Source organism: Olleya sp. KKT75 (genome assembly GCF_055635485.1).
The window spans coordinates 2,154,483-2,174,894 of the sequence record NZ_CM145759.1 but is presented as its reverse complement, the minus strand read 5'-3'; the positions used below and the strand labels follow the sequence as shown (position 1 = coordinate 2,174,894).

Annotated in this window: 33 protein-coding genes; all 33 read right to left on the bottom strand. The window is 34.2% G+C overall.

Going from position 1 to position 20,412, the window contains the following annotated elements:
* Positions 1-23 precede the first annotated feature (23 nt).
* On the bottom strand, positions 24-1,310 hold the full coding sequence (locus ACZ2G2_RS09650; RefSeq protein ID WP_470391956.1) for a citrate synthase: 1,287 nt from the start codon (positions 1,308-1,310) through the stop codon (positions 24-26).
* A gap of 182 nt (positions 1,311-1,492) precedes the next feature.
* The gene (gene eno, locus ACZ2G2_RS09645) at positions 1,493-2,788 is read right to left on the bottom strand and encodes a phosphopyruvate hydratase (RefSeq protein WP_090841232.1); all 1,296 of its coding nucleotides are present in this window, start codon (positions 2,786-2,788) and stop codon (positions 1,493-1,495) included.
* A gap of 151 nt (positions 2,789-2,939) precedes the next feature.
* Positions 2,940-4,043, bottom strand: a complete 1,104-nt coding sequence (carA, locus tag ACZ2G2_RS09640) for a glutamine-hydrolyzing carbamoyl-phosphate synthase small subunit (protein WP_470391955.1) — start codon at positions 4,041-4,043, stop codon at positions 2,940-2,942.
* 90 nt (positions 4,044-4,133) lie between these two features.
* A complete protein-coding gene (gene rplQ / locus ACZ2G2_RS09635; protein WP_090841237.1) occupies positions 4,134-4,598 on the bottom strand; it encodes a 50S ribosomal protein L17 in 465 nt (154 codons plus the stop codon).
* A 60-nt stretch (positions 4,599-4,658) separates the two neighbouring features.
* On the bottom strand, positions 4,659-5,651 hold the full coding sequence (locus ACZ2G2_RS09630; protein ID WP_090841239.1) for a DNA-directed RNA polymerase subunit alpha: 993 nt from the start codon (positions 5,649-5,651) through the stop codon (positions 4,659-4,661).
* Between the two features lie 94 nt (positions 5,652-5,745).
* Entirely contained in the window at positions 5,746-6,351 is a 606-nt protein-coding gene (gene rpsD, locus ACZ2G2_RS09625) for a 30S ribosomal protein S4 (protein WP_090841241.1), read from the bottom strand.
* 178 nt (positions 6,352-6,529) lie between these two features.
* Positions 6,530-6,922, bottom strand: coding sequence for a 30S ribosomal protein S11 (gene rpsK / locus ACZ2G2_RS09620; protein ID WP_090841244.1), 393 nt, complete (start codon positions 6,920-6,922; stop codon positions 6,530-6,532).
* 8 nt (positions 6,923-6,930) lie between these two features.
* Positions 6,931-7,305 (bottom strand): 30S ribosomal protein S13, encoded by a 375-nt coding sequence (gene rpsM, locus ACZ2G2_RS09615; protein WP_090841247.1) that lies wholly within the window; start codon positions 7,303-7,305, stop codon positions 6,931-6,933.
* Positions 7,306-7,307: 2 nt separating this feature from the next.
* Entirely contained in the window at positions 7,308-7,424 is a 117-nt protein-coding gene (gene ykgO, locus ACZ2G2_RS09610) for a type B 50S ribosomal protein L36 (RefSeq protein WP_013305171.1), read from the bottom strand.
* Positions 7,425-7,428: 4 nt separating this feature from the next.
* Positions 7,429-7,644: a translation initiation factor IF-1 gene (gene infA / locus ACZ2G2_RS09605; RefSeq protein WP_007094967.1), complete on the bottom strand. Its 216-nt coding sequence runs from the start codon at positions 7,642-7,644 to the stop codon at positions 7,429-7,431.
* 11 nt (positions 7,645-7,655) lie between these two features.
* Positions 7,656-9,005: a preprotein translocase subunit SecY gene (gene secY / locus ACZ2G2_RS09600; RefSeq protein ID WP_101203395.1), complete on the bottom strand. Its 1,350-nt coding sequence runs from the start codon at positions 9,003-9,005 to the stop codon at positions 7,656-7,658.
* Between the two features lie 14 nt (positions 9,006-9,019).
* Positions 9,020-9,472 (bottom strand): 50S ribosomal protein L15, encoded by a 453-nt coding sequence (rplO, locus tag ACZ2G2_RS09595; RefSeq protein WP_090841251.1) that lies wholly within the window; start codon positions 9,470-9,472, stop codon positions 9,020-9,022.
* 11 nt (positions 9,473-9,483) lie between these two features.
* Positions 9,484-9,666: a 50S ribosomal protein L30 gene (rpmD, locus tag ACZ2G2_RS09590; protein ID WP_028283887.1), complete on the bottom strand. Its 183-nt coding sequence runs from the start codon at positions 9,664-9,666 to the stop codon at positions 9,484-9,486.
* 11 nt (positions 9,667-9,677) lie between these two features.
* Entirely contained in the window at positions 9,678-10,202 is a 525-nt protein-coding gene (rpsE, locus tag ACZ2G2_RS09585; RefSeq protein ID WP_101020225.1) for a 30S ribosomal protein S5, read from the bottom strand.
* 6 nt (positions 10,203-10,208) lie between these two features.
* Positions 10,209-10,562, bottom strand: a complete 354-nt coding sequence (gene rplR / locus ACZ2G2_RS09580; protein WP_090841255.1) for a 50S ribosomal protein L18 — start codon at positions 10,560-10,562, stop codon at positions 10,209-10,211.
* Between the two features lie 5 nt (positions 10,563-10,567).
* A complete protein-coding gene (rplF, locus tag ACZ2G2_RS09575) occupies positions 10,568-11,110 on the bottom strand; it encodes a 50S ribosomal protein L6 (protein WP_272023445.1) in 543 nt (180 codons plus the stop codon).
* A gap of 18 nt (positions 11,111-11,128) precedes the next feature.
* Positions 11,129-11,527 carry a 30S ribosomal protein S8 gene (gene rpsH / locus ACZ2G2_RS09570; protein WP_101020232.1) on the bottom strand — a complete coding sequence of 133 codons (399 nt, stop codon included), beginning with the start codon at positions 11,525-11,527 and terminating at the stop codon, positions 11,129-11,131.
* Positions 11,528-11,586: 59 nt separating this feature from the next.
* Complete coding sequence (rpsN, locus tag ACZ2G2_RS09565) at positions 11,587-11,856, bottom strand: 30S ribosomal protein S14 (RefSeq protein WP_090841262.1); 270 nt, start codon at positions 11,854-11,856, stop codon at positions 11,587-11,589.
* 3 nt (positions 11,857-11,859) lie between these two features.
* Positions 11,860-12,411: a 50S ribosomal protein L5 gene (gene rplE, locus ACZ2G2_RS09560; protein ID WP_470391954.1), complete on the bottom strand. Its 552-nt coding sequence runs from the start codon at positions 12,409-12,411 to the stop codon at positions 11,860-11,862.
* A 2-nt stretch (positions 12,412-12,413) separates the two neighbouring features.
* The gene (gene rplX / locus ACZ2G2_RS09555; protein ID WP_090841266.1) at positions 12,414-12,725 is read right to left on the bottom strand and encodes a 50S ribosomal protein L24; all 312 of its coding nucleotides are present in this window, start codon (positions 12,723-12,725) and stop codon (positions 12,414-12,416) included.
* A gap of 11 nt (positions 12,726-12,736) precedes the next feature.
* Complete coding sequence (rplN, locus tag ACZ2G2_RS09550) at positions 12,737-13,105, bottom strand: 50S ribosomal protein L14 (protein WP_028283879.1); 369 nt, start codon at positions 13,103-13,105, stop codon at positions 12,737-12,739.
* Positions 13,106-13,107: 2 nt separating this feature from the next.
* Positions 13,108-13,365, bottom strand: coding sequence for a 30S ribosomal protein S17 (gene rpsQ / locus ACZ2G2_RS09545; protein ID WP_028283878.1), 258 nt, complete (start codon positions 13,363-13,365; stop codon positions 13,108-13,110).
* Positions 13,366-13,378: 13 nt separating this feature from the next.
* On the bottom strand, positions 13,379-13,570 hold the full coding sequence (rpmC, locus tag ACZ2G2_RS09540) for a 50S ribosomal protein L29 (RefSeq protein ID WP_090841268.1): 192 nt from the start codon (positions 13,568-13,570) through the stop codon (positions 13,379-13,381).
* 13 nt (positions 13,571-13,583) lie between these two features.
* Entirely contained in the window at positions 13,584-14,003 is a 420-nt protein-coding gene (rplP, locus tag ACZ2G2_RS09535) for a 50S ribosomal protein L16 (protein ID WP_090841271.1), read from the bottom strand.
* A 20-nt stretch (positions 14,004-14,023) separates the two neighbouring features.
* Entirely contained in the window at positions 14,024-14,740 is a 717-nt protein-coding gene (gene rpsC / locus ACZ2G2_RS09530) for a 30S ribosomal protein S3 (RefSeq protein WP_090841273.1), read from the bottom strand.
* Between the two features lie 7 nt (positions 14,741-14,747).
* Positions 14,748-15,155 carry a 50S ribosomal protein L22 gene (rplV, locus tag ACZ2G2_RS09525; RefSeq protein ID WP_090841275.1) on the bottom strand — a complete coding sequence of 136 codons (408 nt, stop codon included), beginning with the start codon at positions 15,153-15,155 and terminating at the stop codon, positions 14,748-14,750.
* Positions 15,156-15,158: 3 nt separating this feature from the next.
* Positions 15,159-15,437, bottom strand: a complete 279-nt coding sequence (gene rpsS / locus ACZ2G2_RS09520; RefSeq protein ID WP_090841277.1) for a 30S ribosomal protein S19 — start codon at positions 15,435-15,437, stop codon at positions 15,159-15,161.
* A gap of 6 nt (positions 15,438-15,443) precedes the next feature.
* Positions 15,444-16,268 (bottom strand): 50S ribosomal protein L2, encoded by an 825-nt coding sequence (rplB, locus tag ACZ2G2_RS09515; protein WP_470391953.1) that lies wholly within the window; start codon positions 16,266-16,268, stop codon positions 15,444-15,446.
* Between the two features lie 10 nt (positions 16,269-16,278).
* Positions 16,279-16,569: a 50S ribosomal protein L23 gene (gene rplW, locus ACZ2G2_RS09510; RefSeq protein ID WP_090841281.1), complete on the bottom strand. Its 291-nt coding sequence runs from the start codon at positions 16,567-16,569 to the stop codon at positions 16,279-16,281.
* Between the two features lie 7 nt (positions 16,570-16,576).
* A complete protein-coding gene (rplD, locus tag ACZ2G2_RS09505; protein WP_470391952.1) occupies positions 16,577-17,206 on the bottom strand; it encodes a 50S ribosomal protein L4 in 630 nt (209 codons plus the stop codon).
* Positions 17,206-17,823 carry a 50S ribosomal protein L3 gene (gene rplC / locus ACZ2G2_RS09500; protein WP_470391951.1) on the bottom strand — a complete coding sequence of 206 codons (618 nt, stop codon included), beginning with the start codon at positions 17,821-17,823 and terminating at the stop codon, positions 17,206-17,208. The genes rplD and rplC overlap by 1 nt, the downstream gene beginning before the upstream one ends.
* A gap of 144 nt (positions 17,824-17,967) precedes the next feature.
* Positions 17,968-18,273, bottom strand: a complete 306-nt coding sequence (rpsJ, locus tag ACZ2G2_RS09495) for a 30S ribosomal protein S10 (protein ID WP_010181931.1) — start codon at positions 18,271-18,273, stop codon at positions 17,968-17,970.
* A gap of 12 nt (positions 18,274-18,285) precedes the next feature.
* The gene (gene fusA / locus ACZ2G2_RS09490; RefSeq protein WP_470391950.1) at positions 18,286-20,412 is read right to left on the bottom strand and encodes an elongation factor G; all 2,127 of its coding nucleotides are present in this window, start codon (positions 20,410-20,412) and stop codon (positions 18,286-18,288) included.

The window sequence follows — 20,412 nt, the reverse complement described above, 5'->3', positions numbered from 1 at the left end:
TTCTTTAATATAATTTTGAAATTTTATCTTTCTGTAATTGACTTGAAAGGTCTTAGGTTTTCACCAATATAAATTTGTCTTGGTCTTCCAATTGGTTCTTTACGGTTACGCATTTCTTTCCATTGTGCAATCCAACCTGGTAAACGTCCTAATGCAAACATTACTGTAAACATTTCTGTTGGAATCCCCATACCTCTGTAAATAATTCCTGAGTAGAAATCTACGTTTGGATATAATTTACGATCTACAAAGTAAGGATCACTTAAAGCTTCTTCTGCTAAACCTTTTGCTATATCTAATACTGGATCATCAATACCTAAATCAGCTAAGACTTCGTCAGCTGCTTTTTTAATAATTTTTGCTCTAGGATCAAAGTTTTTATAAACTCTGTGTCCAAAGCCCATTAAACGGAAAGGATCTTGTTTATCCTTAGCTTTAGCCATATATTTTTTAGTGTCTCCACCATCTTCCTTAATACCTTCTAACATTTCTAAAACTGCTTGGTTAGCTCCACCATGTAATGGTCCCCATAATGCAGAAATACCTGAAGATAAAGACGCGAATAAACCAGCGTGAGAAGATCCTACAATTCTAACAGTAGATGTAGAACAGTTTTGCTCATGATCTGCATGTAAGATTAATAACTTATCTAAAGCATTTACTAAAATTGGATTTTGAGTATACTCTTGATTTGGTTTTTTAAACATCATTTTAAGGATGTTTTCTACATAACCTAAAGAATCATCACCGTAATCTAATGGCAATCCTTTTTGCTTACGCATTGTCCATGCTACTAACACAGGAAATTTACCCATTATCTTACAAACTGTATTGTAAACATCTTCTTCAGAGTCTACATTTACAGAAGATGGGTTAAATGCTGTTAAAGCACTTGTTAAAGATGATAACACTCCCATTGGATGTGCTGACTTAGGAAAAGCATCTACGATCTTCTTTACATCATCATCAACAACAGATTGTTCTTTAATATCTTGTTCAAACTTTAATAATTGTTCTTTAGTTGGTAACTCTCCAAAAATCAATAAAAATGCAACTTCTAAGAAATCTGCTTTTTCGGCTAATTCTTCAATAGAATAACCTCTATATCTTAAAATTCCTTTTTCTCCATCTAAAAATGTAATAGCACTTTCGCAAGATCCTGTGTTTTTAAAACCTGGATCTATAGTTGTTACTCCTCCAGTAACAGCTCTAAGATTTTTAATATCTATTCCTATTTCATTTTCTGTACCAACAATTAAAGGAAATTCGTGCTTTTCTCCATTAATTTCAATCGTTGCTTTATCTGACATATATATTAATTTATTGTAAGTTATTTTGGATTGTAAATTTACAAAAACTATAACGATTTAGAAAGTCTATTTATAATGGTTTTAACAATTTTACTATAGGATAAACTTATTCTTATAAATTTAACATAAAAAAGCCTTTCAATTTACATTGAAAGGCTTTTTACAAGAACTTTAAAAATTTCTTATTTTTTTATTTTGAAAGCTTTTACACCAGGATAGTATGCTACTTCTCCTAATTCTTCTTCAATACGCAATAATTGATTGTATTTTGCCATACGATCACTTCTTGATGCCGACCCTGTTTTAATTTGCCCACAATTTAAAGCTACAGCCAAATCAGCAATAGTATTATCTTCTGTCTCTCCAGATCTATGAGACATCACAGACGTATAACCTGCATTATGTGCCATATTAACAGCTGCAATAGTTTCTGTTAACGTTCCGATTTGATTTACTTTAATTAAAATTGAATTAGCTATGTCTTGAGAAATCCCTTTAGCTAAACGTTCTACATTAGTTACATATAAATCATCACCAACTAATTGCACTTTATCTCCAATTTGTTCAGTTAAATATTTCCAACCTTCCCAATCGTTTTCATCCATACCATCTTCAATAGAGATAATAGGATAATTTCTTGATAATTCTGCTAAATAATCAGCTTGTTCTTTACTAGAACGTACTTTACCTGTTGGTCCTTCAAACTTAGAATAATCATAATTACCATCTACATAAAATTCTGCAGCAGCACAATCTAAAGCAATCATAACATCATCTCCTAAAGTGTATCCTGCGTTTTTAACAGCTAATGCAATAGTTTCTAAAGCATCTTCAGTACCTCCTTCTAGATTTGGAGCAAAACCACCTTCATCACCAACAGCTGTACTTAAACCTCTATCATGTAATACCTTTTTAAGATTATGGAAAATTTCCGTTCCCATTTGTAATGCATGTGTAAAGTTTTTAGCTTTTACAGGCATCACCATAAACTCTTGAAAAGCAATAGGTGCATCACTATGTGATCCTCCATTAATAATATTCATCATAGGTACAGGAAGTGTATTAGCACTTACCCCACCAATGTATCTGTATAATGGCAAACCTAATTCTGCTGCAGCAGCTTTAGCCACCGCTAGAGATACTCCTAAAATAGCATTAGCTCCTAATTTAGATTTATTAGGTGTACCATCTATTTCGCACATTAATGTATCTATATAATTCTGTTCGAAAACATTAACACCTAAAAGTTCTGAAGCTAAGATAGAATTTACATTATCTACAGCTTTAGATACCCCTTTACCCATATACTTATCGCCACCATCACGTAATTCTACAGCTTCATGTTCTCCAGTAGAAGCTCCTGACGGTACAGCTGCTCTACCAAAAAAACCATTTTCAGTTTCTACATCTACTTCAACAGTTGGGTTTCCTCTAGAATCAAAAATTTGTCTTGCGTGAACGTTGATTATAATACTCATATAAGTGTGGTTTTAATTTATTAAATTCAAATTTAATGTTTAATTATTAGCTATAAATAAGATTTACAGTAGAAATACATAATAATCTACCTATAACGTTTTAGTATAATAAAAAAGACAACGAAATATGAATATCGTTGCCTTTTTAATATTATTTATTTTTAATATTACTTATAAACTGATCAAATAAGTAAGATGAATCATGTGGCCCAGGACTTGCTTCTGGGTGATATTGAACGGAAAAAACATTTTTCGATTTCATTTTTAAACCTGCTACAGTATCATCATTTAGATGTAAGTGCGTTATTTCTAAATCTGAATGTGCTTCAGCTTCCACTCTATTAACAGCAAAACCATGATTTTGAGATGTTATTTCTCCTTTACCTGTTACTAAATTTTTAACAGGATGGTTAATACCTCTATGTCCATTATGCATCTTGTAAGTGGAAATACCATTAGCTAAAGCAATCACTTGGTGTCCTAAACAAATACCAAATAATGGTAAATCTCTGCTAATAATTTCTTTAGCTAACGCCTGAGCATCTACCAAAGGTTGTGGATCTCCTGGTCCATTAGACAAGAAATAACCATCAGGATTCCAAGAACTTAAATCCTCAAAACTAGCATTGTAAGGATATACTTTTACGTAAGCATCACGCTTAACTAAATTTCTTAAGATATTCTTTTTAATACCAATATCTAAAGCTGCAATTTTGATTGGCGCATTTTCATCACCAACAAAATAAGGCGTTTTAGTAGATACTTTAGAAGCTAATTCTAAACCATCCATAGAAGGTATATCAGATAATTCTTTTTTAAGGTTTTCAAGATTATCAACATCAGTAGTAATTACAGCATTCATAGCACCATTATCTCTAATGTAACTAACTAATGCACGTGTGTCTACGTCAGATATTGCCAAAAGATTATTTGCATTTAAAAAATCTTCAAGAGAACCGTTAGAATCTACTCTAGAATAATCATAACTAAAGTTTTTACAAATTAAACCAGCAATTTTAATTGAATCTGATTCAACCTCATTATCATTTACCCCGTAATTACCAATATGTGCATTAGTAGTTACCATAAGTTGTCCATAATACGAAGGGTCTGTAAAAATCTCTTGATAACCCGTCATTCCAGTATTGAAACAAACTTCACCAAATGCAGATCCTTCTCTACCTACTGCTTTACCATGAAAAATGGTACCGTCCTCTAATAAGATTAAGGCTTTTTTTAATTTTTGATACTTCATAGTCTTTAAAAAAGTTTAGCAAAATTGCATAAAAAAAAGGATAATCTAAAATAGATTATCCTTTTTATATTAAATGCTTATTAACATTTCTTATTCTTCTTCGTTAGATGCTACTGGTGGCGTTACTGTTTTAGCACTACCTCCTCTTCTACTTCTACGAGTAGTTTTCTTAGCTTTATTATCTGCATTGTAGATTTCATTGTAATCTACTAATTCGATCATAGCCATATCAGCATTATCCCCTAAACGGTTTCCTAACTTGATAATTCTTGTATAACCACCTGGACGGTCTCCAATCTTAGCTGCTACATCTCTAAATAATTCCGTTACTGCCTCTTTTTGACGTAATCTAGAAAATACTATACGTCTGTTGTGCGTAGTATCATTCTTTGATTTTGTAATCATTGGCTCTAGGAATCCTCTTAAAGCTTTAGCCTTAGCAACAGTTGTGTTAATACGTTTGTGTTCAATTAAAGAACAAGCCATATTAGCTAACATTGCTTTTCTGTGAGCTGTTTGTCTACCTAAGTGGTTTACTTTTTTTCCGTGTCTCATGACATTTTTTGTTTAATCACCATCTTGCTACAACTCTTACGAGGAGCAAAATATGATGTATTAGTCTTTATCTAGTTTATATTTTGATAAGTCCATTCCGAAATTAAGACCTTTTACATTTACTAGCTCTTCTAGCTCAGTTAAAGATTTCTTACCGAAGTTACGGAACTTCATTAAATCATTTTTGTTGAATGATACTAAGTCTCCTAAAGTATCAACCTCTGCAGCCTTTAAACAATTAAGAGCACGAACAGATAAGTCCATATCAACTAATTTTGTCTTAAGTAACTGTCTCATGTGAAGTGATTCTTCATCATAAGTTTCAGTTTGTGCAATTTCATCCGCCTCTAAAGTAATACGCTCATCAGAGAATAACATAAAGTGGTGGATTAACGTTTTTGCTGCTTCAGTTAAAGCATCTTGAGGACTAATAGATCCATCAGTTTGAATTTCAAAAACTAATTTCTCATAATCCGTCTTTTGCTCTACACGGTAATTTTCAATGCTATATTTAACATTTTTTATCGGTGTGTAAATTGAATCAGTAAAGATTGTTCCAATTGGTGCAGAAGCTTTCTTATTTTCTTCAGCAGGAACATAACCTCTTCCTTTTTCAATTGTAATTTCCATATTGATGCTTACTTTAGAATCAAGATTACAGATAACCTGATCTGTATTTAATACTTGAAACCCTGAAATAAACTTCTGAAAATCTCCAGCAACTATTTTATCCTGACCAGAAATTGAAATAGAAATAGACTCATTGTCTACATCTTCTATCTGACGCTTAAAACGAACTTGCTTTAAGTTTAAGATAATTTCTGTTACATCTTCAACAACCCCTGCGATTGCTGAAAACTCATGATCTACACCTTCTATTCTAACAGAAGTTATTGCAAATCCTTCAAGAGAAGATAATAAAACTCTTCTTAAAGCATTTCCTACTGTTAAACCGTAACCAGGTTCTAGTGGTCTGAATTCGAATTTCCCTTCGAAATCAGTAGAATCAATCATGATTACCTTATCAGGCTTTTGAAAATTAAATACTGCCATATTGTTCTTCGTTTTAATTGTTATTTAGTTGCGCGATTTAAAAGCTTGAAGATCACTAACAAATCCTTTGGCTAAATACCAATATGATTATTTATTATTTAGAGTATAATTCAACGATGAATTGCTCGTTGATGTTTTCTGGAATCTGAATTCTAGCAGGAACAGAAACATAAGTCCCTTCCTTTTTCTCACTATTCCAAGTAATCCATTCAAATACGTTACTTGAGTTAGCTAAAGAACTTCCAATAGCTTCAAGAGATTTAGACTTTTCTCTAACTGCAACAACATCTCCAGCTTTTAACTGGTATGAAGGTACATTTACTAATTGTCCATTAACAGTAATATGTCTGTGAGACACTAATTGTCTAGCACCACTTCTAGAAGGAGAAACTCCCATTCTAAATACTACATTGTCTAATCTAGACTCACATAATTGAAGTAACACCTCACCTGTAATTCCAGGAGAAGCAGTAGCTTTTTTGAACATGTTTCTGAATTGACGCTCTAATATACCATAAGTATATTTAGCTTTTTGCTTCTCCATTAATTGGATTGCATATTCAGATTTCTTTCCACGTCTTCTTGCGTTACCGTGTTGCCCAGGTGGGTAATTTCTTTTTTCGAAGGATTTATCATCTCCGAAGATAGCTTCACCAAACTTACGAGCTATTTTAGTTTTAGGACCAGTATATCTTGCCATTTCTTTAATTGATTTAAGAGTGATTATGAATTAAGGTCTTAATCTTATCCTTCGATAATCGTTAATCTCTTGTTGATACTTGTTAATAATTTCAGTTTGCAAATTTATACAAAAAATTAATACCATCTGTAAACAGATGATATTAATTTTTCAATTTGCTGTATTTTAAAAAAAGTAATTAAACTCTTCTTCTTTTTGGAGGACGACATCCATTATGTGGTAAAGGTGTAACATCAATAATTTCTGTTACTTCTATTCCCGCATTGTGGATTGAACGAATAGCTGATTCTCTACCATTCCCAGGTCCTTTAACGTAAACTTTCACCTTTTTTAAACCTGCCTCTTTAGCTACTCCAGAAGCATCTTCCGCTGCTAACTGTGCTGCATAAGGTGTGTTTTTCTTAGATCCTCTAAATCCCATCTTACCTGCAGAAGACCATGAAATAACGTCTCCTTTTTTATTGGTAAGTGAAATAATGATATTGTTAAATGAAGCAGTAATGTGAGCCTCTCCAACAGCGTCAATAATAACTTTACGTTTTTTCGTGCTTTTAGCGTTTGTCTTTGCCATACTACTTATTATTTAGTTGCTTTTTTCTTGTTAGCAACAGTTTTTCTTCTACCTTTTCTTGTTCTAGAGTTGTTTTTAGTACGTTGACCTCTTAAAGGTAAACCAGCTCTATGACGTATACCTCTGTAACATCCAATATCCATTAGACGTTTAATGTTCAATTGTGTTTCAGAACGTAATTCACCTTCAATTGTAAAAGTTCCAACAGCGTCACGGATTGCTCCAATTTGATCATCTGTCCAATCTTGTACTTTGATGCTTTCGTCTACTTTAGCTGCTGCTAAAATTTCTTGAGATCTACTTCTACCTACTCCGTAGATATAAGTTAAAGAGATTATTCCTCTTTTCTGTTTTGGTATGTCTACACCTGCGATTCTTGCCATAATTACCCTTGTCTTTGTTTGAATCTAGGATTCTTTTTGTTAATGACGTAAAGTCTACCTTTTCTGCGTACGATTTTACAATCTGCACTTCTTTTTTTAACTGATGCTCTTACTTTCATCGTATTAGTATCTATAGGTTATTCGAGCCTTAGTTAAATCGTAAGGACTCATTTCTAATTTCACTTTATCTCCTGGTAACAATTTAATGTAATGCATACGCATTTTACCTGAAATATGTGCGGTCACAATATGACCATTTTCTAATTCAACACGAAACATTGCATTTGATAATGCTTCTATTATCGTACCGTCTTGTTCTATTGCTGCTTGTTTTGCCATAGTGAAAAATATTAAGCTACTGCTTTTCTGTTTTTACCTGTTTTCATCAAGCCATCATAATGTCTATTTAACAAGTAAGAATTTACTTGTTGCATAGTATCTATTGCAACTCCAACCATAATTAATAAAGATGTACCTCCAAAAAATAAGGCCCAACCTTGCTGTACATTTAACAACTTAACTATAAACGCTGGGAACACAGCTATTAAAGCAAGAAATATAGAACCAGGTAAAGTTATTTGAGACATAATTTTATCCAAATACTCTGATGTTTCAGATCCAGGACGAATACCAGGAATAAATCCTCCGCTACGTTTTAGATCATCTGCCATTTTATTTGTAGGAACAGTAATTGCAGTGTAAAAATAAGTAAATATTACAATTAACAATGCAAATACTAAGTTATACCAAAATCCGAATATATCCGAAAAGTTTGATTGCATCCATAAACCAGTAGCTGTATCCTTTAATAAAGAAGATCCTCCTATTAGCCCAGGAACAAACATAATTGCTTGAGCAAATATAATTGGCATTACACCAGAAGCATTTAATTTTAAAGGAATGTACTGTCTTGATCCAAAAACATTCTTCTCATATCCTCCAGTTGCAGAACGTCTAGCGTACTGAACTGCGATTTTACGTACTGCCATCACTAATAATATTGATAGCAAAATAATAACGAACCAAATTACGATTTCAAATAAAATCATCATAACGTTGTTTCCAGTTTCTAATCTTGATGCAGCATTCTGTAAGAAAGACTTAGGCAAAGTAGCAATAATACCTACCATAATTAATAATGAAATACCATTACCAATTCCTTTATCCGTAATCTTTTCTCCTAACCACATAGCAAAAATAGTACCTGTAACTAAAATAACTATTGATGAGAAATAAAACACCCCTCCTTGACCAAGTAAAAACGCTGAGTTTGGAATCCCAAACATAGGCTGTAAACTAGCCAAATAACCAGGTGCCTGTACTAAACAAATAGCAATAGTTAACCAACGTGTTATCTGAGTGATTTTTTTCTGACCACTAGCTCCTTCCTTTTGTAGTTTCTGTAAATAAGGAATAGCTATTCCCATTAACTGAACTACAATAGAAGCAGAAATGTATGGCATAATTCCAAGTGCAAATACAGAAGCATTAGCGAAAGCCCCTCCTGTAAATGCGTTTAAGATACCGAATATACCATCAGATGTACCAGCTTGTAAACTCTCTAATTGAGTAGCGTCAATACCTGGTAATACAACTTGTGCTCCGAAACGATAAACTAATAACAGTCCTAGTGTAACTACGATTCTGTTTCTTAACTCTTCAATTTTCCAAACATTTTTTAATGTCTCTATAAATTTCATCCGTTCAATTATTCTTATAAAGTTACAGCTTCTCCTCCTGCAGCTTCAATAGCAGCTTTTGCAGTAGCAGTAAATTTATGAGCTGTGATACTTAATTTAGCTTTTAATTCTCCTCTTCCTAAAATCTTAACTAGCTCGTTTTTACCAGCTAAACCAAGACCTACTAAGGTATCAAAATCTAAAGTATCTTTAATTTTCTTATCGTCAACTAATTGTTGTATCACATCTAAGTTTACACCTTGATGCTCTATACGATTAATATTAGTAAAACCAAACTTAGGTACTCTACGTTGAAGTGGCATTTGCCCTCCTTCGAAACCTACCTTTTTAGAATAACCAGATCTAGATTTAGCTCCTTTGTGACCACGTGTTGCAGTACCACCTTTACCAGAACCTTGACCTCTACCTATTCTTTTACCTTGATTTTTAACTGAACCTTCTGCAGGTTTTAAATTACTTAAATCCATTTTCAGTATTATTATTTAGTTTCTTCAACAGAAACTAAGTGATTTACTTTTGCTACCATTCCTAAGATATTAGGAGTAGCCTCGTGTTCTATAGTTTGCCCAATCTTTTTAAGACCAAGAGCCAATAAAGTTCTCTTTTGTCTCTGTGTTCTATTGATTGCGCTTTTAACTTTTGTTACTTTTATCTTAGACATTGCTGTTATGATTATCCGTTAAAAACTTTTTCTAAAGAGATACCTCTTTCACGAGCAATCGTTCTTGGGTCTCTTAGTTGTAATAAAGCATCGAAAGTTGCTTTTACAACATTATGAGGGTTTGATGAACCTTGAGATTTAGATAATACATCATGTACACCCACTGCTTCCAAAACTGTTCTCACAGCTCCACCAGCAATAACTCCTGTTCCAGGCGCTGCAGGTATAACATTTACTCTTGCACCACCAAATTTTCCTTTTTGTTCATGAGGTAAAGTTCCTTTCATGATTGGAATACGAACTAAGTTTTTCTTAGCATCTTCAATTGCCTTTGCGATTGCACTTGCAACATCTTTAGATTTTCCTAAACCATGTCCAACAACACCAGCTTCATCTCCAACCACTACGATTGCCGAGAAACCAAATGCTCTACCCCCTTTTGTTACCTTAGTAACTCTCTGTACACCAACTAAACGATCTTTAAGATCTAAACCACTTGGTTTTACTAGCTCTGCGCTTCTATATTTTTTAAACATAATTTCTTAAAATTTAAGTCCGCCTTCTCTAGCTCCTTCAGCTAATGATTTGATTCTACCATGATATAAATATCCACCTCTATCAAAAGCTATAGTTGCAACTCCAGCCTTAAGGGCCTTCTCTGCGATAGACTTACCTACTAATGCAGCTACTTCTACTTTATTTCCTTTTGCAGCAATATCTTTATCTCTAGAAGATGAAGCTACTAATGTTTTACCATTAACGTCATCTACAATTTGAGCATAAATTTCTTTATTACTTCTAAAAACAGCTAATCTAGGTCTAGCTTCTGTACCAGAAACAACCTTACGGATTCTGTTTTTAATTCTTAATCGTCTTTCGTTTTTTGTTAACGCCATAACTATTATGCTGATTTACCTGCTTTTCTTCTTAATATTTCTCCAACAAATTTGATACCTTTTCCTTTATAAGGCTCAGGTGGTCTAAATCCTCTAATTTTAGCAGCAACCTGACCAACTAATTGTTTGTCAAATGATGTTAAAATTACTTTTGGATTTTTCCCTTTATCAGAAACTGTTTCTACTTTAACTTCTGGAGCTACACTTAAAACTATATTGTGAGAAAAACCTAAAGCCAAATCAAGGATATTACCTTGGTTTGATGCTCTATACCCAACACCAACTAATTCTAATTCTTTCTTCCAACCTTTAGATACACCTTCAACCATGTTGTTAACTAATGAACGATATAAACCGTGCTTAGCTTTGTGTTCTTTAGTATCTGCTGAACGAGTAACTAATACGTTACCATCTTCAACTTTTACTTCTACAGCATCAAAATTCTGAGTTAATTCTCCTAATTTTCCTTTTACTGTTATCGTTCCGTTGTCTACTGTTACAGTTACTCCTTCTGGAATGGCAACTGGATTATTTCCTATTCTTGACATTTTCTTCTGGATTTTAGATTAGTAAACGTAACATAAAACTTCACCACCTACGTTTTCTCTTTGCGCTTGCTTACCAGTCATAACTCCGTGAGAAGTTGAAACGATAGCAATACCTAATCCATTAAGAATACGTGGTAATTCAGTTGAACCAGAATATTTTCTTAAACCAGGCTTACTGATTCTTTGTAATTTTCTAATTACTGGTTCTTTAGTTTCCTTATTATACTTTAAGGCTATTTTGATAGTACCTTGAACAGTACTATCATCGAACTTATAACTTAAAATATACCCTTGATCGAATAATATTTTAGTCATGTCCTTTTTTAAATTTGATGCAGGAATTTCTACAACTCTATGATTAGCACGCACTGCGTTTCTAATTCTAGTCAAGTAATCTGCAATTGGATCTGTATACATATGTATTGATTTGCGGACTGGGTTTTCGGACTATTCCGAACCTTAGACCAATTATAATTTTACCAACTTGCTTTTCTAACACCCGGGATTAACCCTTGGTTAGCCATTTCTCTAAACATTACACGAGAAACACCAAAGGTACGCATATATCCCTTTGGTCTACCAGTTAATTTACATCTATTATGTTGACGAACTGGTGAAGCGTTTTTCGGTAACTTTTGTAACGCCTCATAATCTCCAGCTTCTTTCAAAGCCTTACGTTTTTCAGCATATTTAGCTACAGTTTTTGATCTTTTGACCTCACGGGCCTTCATTGATTCTTTAGCCATATCTTAATTTTTTTGAAAAGGTAAACCTAATTCAGTTAATAATGATTTTGCTTCCTTATCTGTCGGAGCAGAAGTTACAAATGTAATATCCATTCCGTCAATTTTATTAACTTTATCGATATTTATTTCTGGAAAGATAATTTGCTCAGTAACTCCTAAGTTATAATTACCTCTTCCATCAAATCCTGTAGCTTTAACTCCGTTAAAATCTCTAACACGTGGAAGTGCTGAAGTTATTAAACGATCTAAAAACTCATACATTCTTTCTCCTCTTAACGTAACTTTCGCACCAATTGGCATCCCTTTACGTAGTTTAAAAGATGCAACATCTTTCTTAGATATAGTAGCAACTGCTTTTTGACCAGTTATTGTAGTAAACTCGTCTACTGCATGATCTACAAGTTTCTTATCTGCAACTGCAGCTCCAACTCCTCTAGATAATACTATCTTTTTTAGTTTTGGAACTTGCATTACATTACTGTATCCAAATTCTTCTGTAAGAGCAGCAATTACTTTGCTTTTATACTCTTCTTTAAGTCTCGGTGAATATCCCATAACTATATTACTTCATTAGATTTTTTAGAAAATCTGACTTTTTTATCACCTTCAACTCTATAACCTATTCTTGTTGCTTCTCCTTTAGAAGTTAGCAATGATAAATTAGAAATATTGATTGGCGCCTCTTTTTCTACGATACCTCCTTGAGGGCTTTGTGCACTTGGTTTAGTATGTTTCTTAACCATGTTCACACCTTCAACTATAGCCTTATTTTTCTCAATAAAGACCTTTTGGACTTTACCTTCAGAACCTTTATGATCCCCAGCTATAACTTTGACTGTATCTCCTGTTTTAATTTTAAGCTTTGTCATTTTTTTATCAATTAAAGCACCTCTGGTGCCAATGATACAATTTTCATGAATTGTTTATCACGAAGTTCTCTAGCTACAGGTCCAAATACACGTGTTCCTCTCATTTCACCCGTTGGGTTTAAAAGTACACAAGCATTATCGTCAAATCTAATATAAGATCCGTCTGGACGTCTAACTTCTTTCTTTGTACGTACAACAACTGCTGTTGATACCGCTCCTTTTTTAATGTTTCCATTAGGAGTTGCATCTTTTACAGTGACAACAATTTTGTCACCTACAGAAGCGTATCTTCTCTTAGTACCACCTAGAACACGTATTGTTAATACTTCTTTTGCTCCAGTGTTATCTGCTACTCTTAGTCTTGATTCTTGTTGTACCATAATTACTTCGCTCTTTCAATTATTTCAACTAATCTCCAACATTTAGATTTACTTAAAGGTCTTGTTTCCATGATCTTTACTGTATCTCCAATATTACAATCGTTTGTCTCATCGTGTGCAACATATTTCTTTGTTTTTAACACGAACTTTCCGTACATAGGGTGTTTTACTTTTTTAACTTCAGCAACCACAATTGATTTCTGCATCTTGTTACTAGTAACTATCCCGATACGCTCTTTTCTTAAGTTTCTTTTTTCCATCTTGTAAGCAGAATTATTGTAAATCTCTTTTAGTTAATTCTGTTGCAATTTTTGCAACCGAACGTCTTACTTGACGTAATTGAATTGGGTTCTCTAAAGGAGAAACTGCATGAGCCATTTTTAAATCTGAATAACTCTTCTTTGTTTCACTAAGTTTCTCTTGTAACTCAGCTACAGATAATTCTTTAATTTCTGATTGTTTCATAATATCAAATAAATTATGCTTCGTAATCTCTAGCGATTACAAACTTAGTTTTTACTGGTAATTTTTGAGCTGCAAGTCTTAATGCTTCTTTAGCTATTTCTAAAGGCACTCCTCCAACTTCGAAAAGGATTCTTCCTGGTTTAACAACTGCTGCCCAATATTCTACTCCCCCTTTACCTTTACCCATACGTACTTCAAGAGGTTTCTTAGTGATCGGCTTATCTGGAAATATCTTAATCCAAAGCTGACCTTCTCTTTTCATGTGACGAGTAGCGGCAATACGAGCTGCTTCTATTTGACGTGATGTTAAAAAATTAGAATCCAATGATTTTATTCCAAAAGTTCCGTTTGAAAGTAAGTGACCTCTACCAGAGTTCCCTTTCATACGTCCCTTTTGCATTTTTCTAAATTTTGTTCTTTTAGGCTGTAACATTTTTTCTGTTCTTTAAAAAATTACTTTCTACGACGTTGTTGTGGCTTTCCACCTTGGCGTCCACCTTTTCCTTGCTTCTTAGCTAAGCCAACAAGAGGAGAAAGTTCTCTTTTACCATATACTTCACCTTTCATGATCCATACTTTAACCCCTAATCTACCATAAGTAGTATGAGACTCAACTAAAGCATAGTCAATATCGGCTCTGAATGTAGATAAAGGAATACGTCCTTCTTTGTAGTGTTCTGAACGTGCCATCTCTGCCCCGTTTAAACGTCCACTAATCTGGATTTTAATTCCCTCAGCATTCATTCTCATTGTAGCAGCAATAGCCATCTTAATTGCACGTCTGTATGAAATTCTGTTTTCAATTTGACGAGCAATGCTAGATCCTACTAAAAATGCATCAAGCTCAGGTCTTTTAATTTCAAATATATTTATTTGAACTTCTTTCCCTGTAATTTTCTTAAGTTCTTCTTTTAACTTGTCTACCTCTTGTCCACCTTTCCCAATAATAATACCAGGTCTAGCAGTAGTGATAGTAACGGTTACAAGTTTTAAAGTTCTCTCAATAATTACACGAGAAACACTAGCTTTAGATAAACGCGCGTGAACGTATTTTCTGATCTTATCGTCTTCGGCAAGTTTATCACCATAATCGTTTCCTCCGTACCAGTTAGATTCCCATCCTCTGATAATTCCTAAGCGATTTCCGATTGGATTTGTCTTTTGTCCCATATCTATCTTAGCTTTGTGTGTTATTGTTAGCACCAACCACGATTGTTACGTGGTTAGAGCGTTTTCTTATTCTGTGAGCACGTCCCTGTGGTGCTGGACGTAATCTTTTTAACATAGATCCACCATCTACTCTTATTTCTTTAACGACTAATTCAGCATCTTCGATACTTGCATCTTCGTTTTTTGCCTGCCAATTAGCTATCGCTGAAAGTAATAATTTCTCTAAACGATTTGAAGCTTCTTTTTGACTGAATTTCAAAATATTAAGTGCCTTTTCTACGCGTTCACCTCTTACTAAATCGGCTACTAAACGCATTTTTCTTGGTGACGTAGGACAGTTATTAAGCTTAGCAAAAGCGATTTGCTTTTTACCTTCCTTAATAGCGTCTGCCATTTGTTTTTTACGACTTCCCATAGCTTACTTTTTACCTTTATTTTTAGCACCTGCATGACCTCTAAAAGATCTTGTTGGTGAAAATTCTCCTAATTTATGCCCAACCATGTTTTCTGTAACATAAACTGGAACAAACTGACGACCGTTATGTACTGCGATTGTTTGTCCAACAAAATCTGGAGTAATCATACTTGCTCTTGACCAAGTTTTGATTACCGTTTTCTTGTCAGCTTCAACATTAGCAGCTACTTTTTTCTCTAATTTATAGTGAACGTAAGGTCCTTTTTTTAATGATCTTGCCATGATTTCTTATTTCTTTCTACGTTCTATAATATATTTATTACTCGCTTTAGTTTTAGAACGTGTTCTATATCCTTTAGCTGGTATACCGTTTCTAGAACGTGGATGTCCACCTGATGACTTACCTTCACCACCTCCCATTGGGTGATCTACTGGGTTCATTACAACTGGTCTTGTTCTTGGTCTTCTACCTAACCATCTGCTACGTCCTGCTTTACCAGAAACTAATAGTTGATGATCAGAGTTAGATACTGCTCCAATTGTTGCCGCACATGTTACTAGTATTAATCTAGTTTCACCTGAAGGCAATTTAATTGTTGCAAATTTACCATCCCTAGCCATTAATTGAGCAAAAGCTCCAGCACTTCTTGCCATTACAGCACCTTGTCCTGGTCTTAACTCTACACAAGAAATAATTGTTCCAAGTGGAATGTTTGCTAATGGCATTGCATTTCCTATTTCAGGAGCTACATTTTCACCAGAAACAACAGTTTGTCCAACTTGTAAACCATTTTGAGCAATGATATAAGTCTTTTCACCATCTTGATAATTTAACAAAGCGATGAATGCTGTTCTGTTTGGATCGTATTGGATTGAAGCAACTTCTGCAGGAATACCTGCTTTAGTTCTCTTGAAATCGATAATACGATATCTACGTTTATGACCACCACCTTTGTAGCGCATTGTCATACGTCCTTGACTGTTTCTACCACCTGATCGTTTTTTCGGAGCCAATAGGCTTTTTTCCGGCTTATCAGTAGTAATGGCGTCAAATCCGTTTACTACTCTAAATCGCTGACCTGGTGTGATTGGTTTTAATTTTCTTACTGACATTTGTCTTTAATTACATGTTAGTGTATAAATCAATCATTTCACCTTCCGCCAGTTGTACAATTGCCTTTTTCTTAGCATTTGTTTTACCATGCTGAATACCAGTTTTTGTAAACTTGGTACTCCTATCTGGACGGACATTTATAGTACGAACTTTTTCAACAGAAACTCCATAAGCAGCTTCCACTGCTTTTTTGATTTCTACCTTGTTCGCCTTAGTGTTCACAAAAAAGCTAAAACAATTGTTTAACTCGCTGTTAGCAGTTGCTTTTTCTGTGATTATAGGTTTAATTAAGATATTCATTTTGTTTCTATTTGCTTAAATTCGACTCAATAGCTTCTAAAGAACTCTCTAGAAGAATAACTTGATTTGCATTTAATATTTTATAAGTACTTAATTCTGAGCTCATTATAACTTCAGAGCCTTTTAAATTACGTGATGACAAATATACATTATTATTTGACGTACCCAACACAAACAATGATTTTTTGTTTTGTAGGTCTAACGCATTTAAAACCGCTGTAAAATTCTTAGTCTTTGGAGCGTCAAAATTAAAGTCTTCTAAAACAATAATTGACTTTTCACTTGCCTTAATACTAAACGCTGATTTACGTGCTAAACGCTTCAGGTTTTTGTTAAGTTTAAATGAATAATTTCTAGGTCTTGGTCCGAACATACGTCCACCTCCTCTAAAAACTCCTGACTTAATACTACCAGCTCTGGCTGTACCAGTACCTTTTTGTTTTTTAATCTTACGTGTACTTCCAGTTATCTCAGCACGCTCTTTAGCTTTGTGAGTACCTTGTCTTTGGTTAGCTAAGTATTGCTTAACATCCAAATATACAGCATGATTATTAGGTTCAATAGCAAAAACACCGTCAGAAAGGTCTGCCTTTCTACCTGTTTCTTTTCCGTTTATATCTAAAACTGCTACTTTCATTATTTTCTAATAATTACATAAGCGTTTTTGTGTCCAGGTACACAACCTTTAACAACAAGTAAATTCTTTTCAGGAACTACTTTTAAAACTCTTAAATTTTCAACTTTAACTGAGTCCGTTCCCATTCTTCCTGCCATACGCATTCCTTTGAATACTCTAGCTGGATAAGACGCTGCTCCAATAGATCCCGGTGCTCTTAAACGGTTATGTTGTCCGTGAGTAGCTTGACCTACACCCGCAAAACCATGACGTTTTACAACCCCTTGAAATCCTTTTCCTTTTGATGTACCTGATACATCAACAAATTCACCTTCTGCAAAGTGATCTACAGTGATTGCATCACCTAATTTGTACTCCGAATCAAAACCTTTAAATTCAACGATTTTGCGTTTTACAGAAGTCCCTGCTTTTTTAGCATGACCTAAGTCAGCTTTAGTAGCACTTTTTTCTGTCGCGTCATCGAAACCAAGTTGAACAGCACTATAGCCGTCAACTTCTTCAGTTCTGACTTGGGTAACGATACATGGTCCAGCTTCGATTACTGTACATGGCATATTCTTACCATTTTCATCGAAAATGCTGGTCATACCGATTTTTCTTCCAATTAACCCAGACATAATTTTTATTTATTTGTTATTACTATTTATTAAAACACAAGGCTGAAAAATACGTTTCAGCCTTGAATTGTATTTTAACCGTTTTTCCTTCGCACGAAGCTTAGGACATGTTTCGCTTAATCAACGTTAAACGAATAAGTTTACTTAAACCTTAATTTCAACTTCTACTCCACTTGGTAATTCAAGTTTCATTAAAGCGTCAATTGTTTTAGAAGATGAAGAGTAAATATCTAATAATCTCTTGTAAGAGCTTAATTGAAATTGTTCTCTTGACTTCTTATTAACGTGAGGTGAACGTAATACAGTGAAAATTTTCTTGTGCGTTGGTAATGGAATTGGTCCAGTTACAACAGCACCTGTACTTTTTACTGTTTTTACAATCTTTTCAGCAGACTTGTCTACTAAGTTATGATCGTAAGACTTTAATTTTATTCTAATTTTTTGACTCATTTTCTTAACTTTTTAAGATTGTTCTCCTTTAGCTGCTTTTATAACTTCTTCAGATACATTTGAAGGTGTTTGAGCATAGTGTGAAAATTCCATTGTTGATGTTGCACGACCAGAAGATAATGTTCTTAATGTTGTAACATAACCAAACATTTCTGATAATGGAACAGTAGCTTTTATTGTCTTTGCTCCAGCACGGTCACCCATACCTTCCATCATACCTCTTCTTCTATTTAAATCACCTACAATATCACCCATGTTTTCTTCTGGTGTGATAACCTCTAGCTTCATAATAGGCTCCATGATTACAGCTTTGGCAGCTTTAGCACAGTTTTTAAATCCTAATTTAGCTGCTAGCTCAAAAGATAATTGATCAGAATCCACATCATGGTAAGATCCATCTCTTAAAGTAACTTTCATTGAATCAACTTCAAAACCTGCTAATGGTCCATTAACCATCGCCATTTTAAATCCTTTTTCAATTGAAGGGATAAATTCCTTAGGAACGTTACCACCTTTAATTACAGATTCAAATTGAAGACCAATAACACCTTCATCAGCTGGTTCAACTGTAAATACAATATCAGCGAATTTACCACGACCACCAGATTGTTTCTTATAAACCTCTCTATGATCTGCAACTGCTGTAATTGCTTCTTTATACTCAACCTGAGGTTGACCTTGATTTACTTCAACATTAAACTCACGTCTTAAACGATCTACAATTACATCAAGGTGAAGCTCACCCATTCCTGAAATAATAGTTTGTCCAGAAGCTTCGTCAGAACGTACAGTAAACGTAGGATCCTCTTCAGCTAATTTAGCCAAACCAATACCTAATTTATCAACATCTGCTTTAGTCTTAGGTTCCACAGCGATACCAATTACTGGATCTGGAAAGTCCATAGATTCTAATACAATAGGATGATCTTGATCTGAAAGTGTATCACCTGTTTTGATTGACTTAAATCCAACAGCCGCTCCAATATCTCCAGCTTCTATATAATCAATTGCATTTTGCTTATTTGCATGCATTTGGTAGATACGTGAAATACGTTCTTTTTTACCAGAACGGTTATTTAACACATAAGAACCAGCGTCTAAACGACCAGAATAAGCTCTAAAAAATGCTAAACGTCCTACGAAAGGATCTGTAGCAATTTTAAATGCTAATGCAGCGAAAGGCTCCTTAACACTTGGCTTACGAATTTCTTCTTTGTCCGTATCTGGGTTAATTCCAACAATACCTTCCTTATCCATAGGAGAAGGCAAGTAACGACATACAGCATCTAATAAGAACTGAACACCTTTGTTTTTAAACGCAGAACCACAAATCATAGGAATAATTGCCATATCCATTACAGCTGCTCTAAGTGCTCTATGCACTTCGTCTTCTGTAATAGAATTTTCATCTTCCATAAATTTTTCTAAAAGATTCTCGTCATAACTTGCTACTTCTTCAATCAAAAGTGCACGGTACTTACGAGCTTCTTCTTTCATATCCTCAGGGATTTCGATTACATCGAAAGTTGCTCCTTGAGTTTCATCATGCCATACAATAGCACGGTTTTTTACTAAGTCAATAATACCTTTAAAATCCTCTTCGTCACCAATATTTAAAACTATTGGCACCGCGTTAGACTTTAACATGTCTTTTACTTGTTGACAAACTCCTAAAAAGTCAGATCCTTGACGGTCCATTTTATTAACGAAACCAATTCTTGGCACTTTATAGTTGTCAGCAAGTCTCCAGTTAGTTTCAGATTGAGGCTCAACACCATCAACTGCACTAAATAAAAACACTAAACCATCTAATACACGTAAAGATCTATTTACCTCTACAGTAAAATCTACGTGACCAGGAGTATCAATAATGTTAAAGTGATAACCCTTTGTATCAGGAGTAGGTTCTGCATTTTCTAATGGAAACTTCCAAGTACAAGTTGTAGCTGCAGACGTAATAGTAATACCACGTTCTTGCTCCTGCTCCATCCAGTCCATTGTAGCAGCACCATCATGTACTTCTCCAATTTTGTGTGAAACACCTGTATAATAAAGAACACGCTCTGTTGTTGTAGTTTTACCTGCATCAATATGAGCCGCAATTCCAATGTTTCTTGTATATTTTAAATCTCTAGCCAT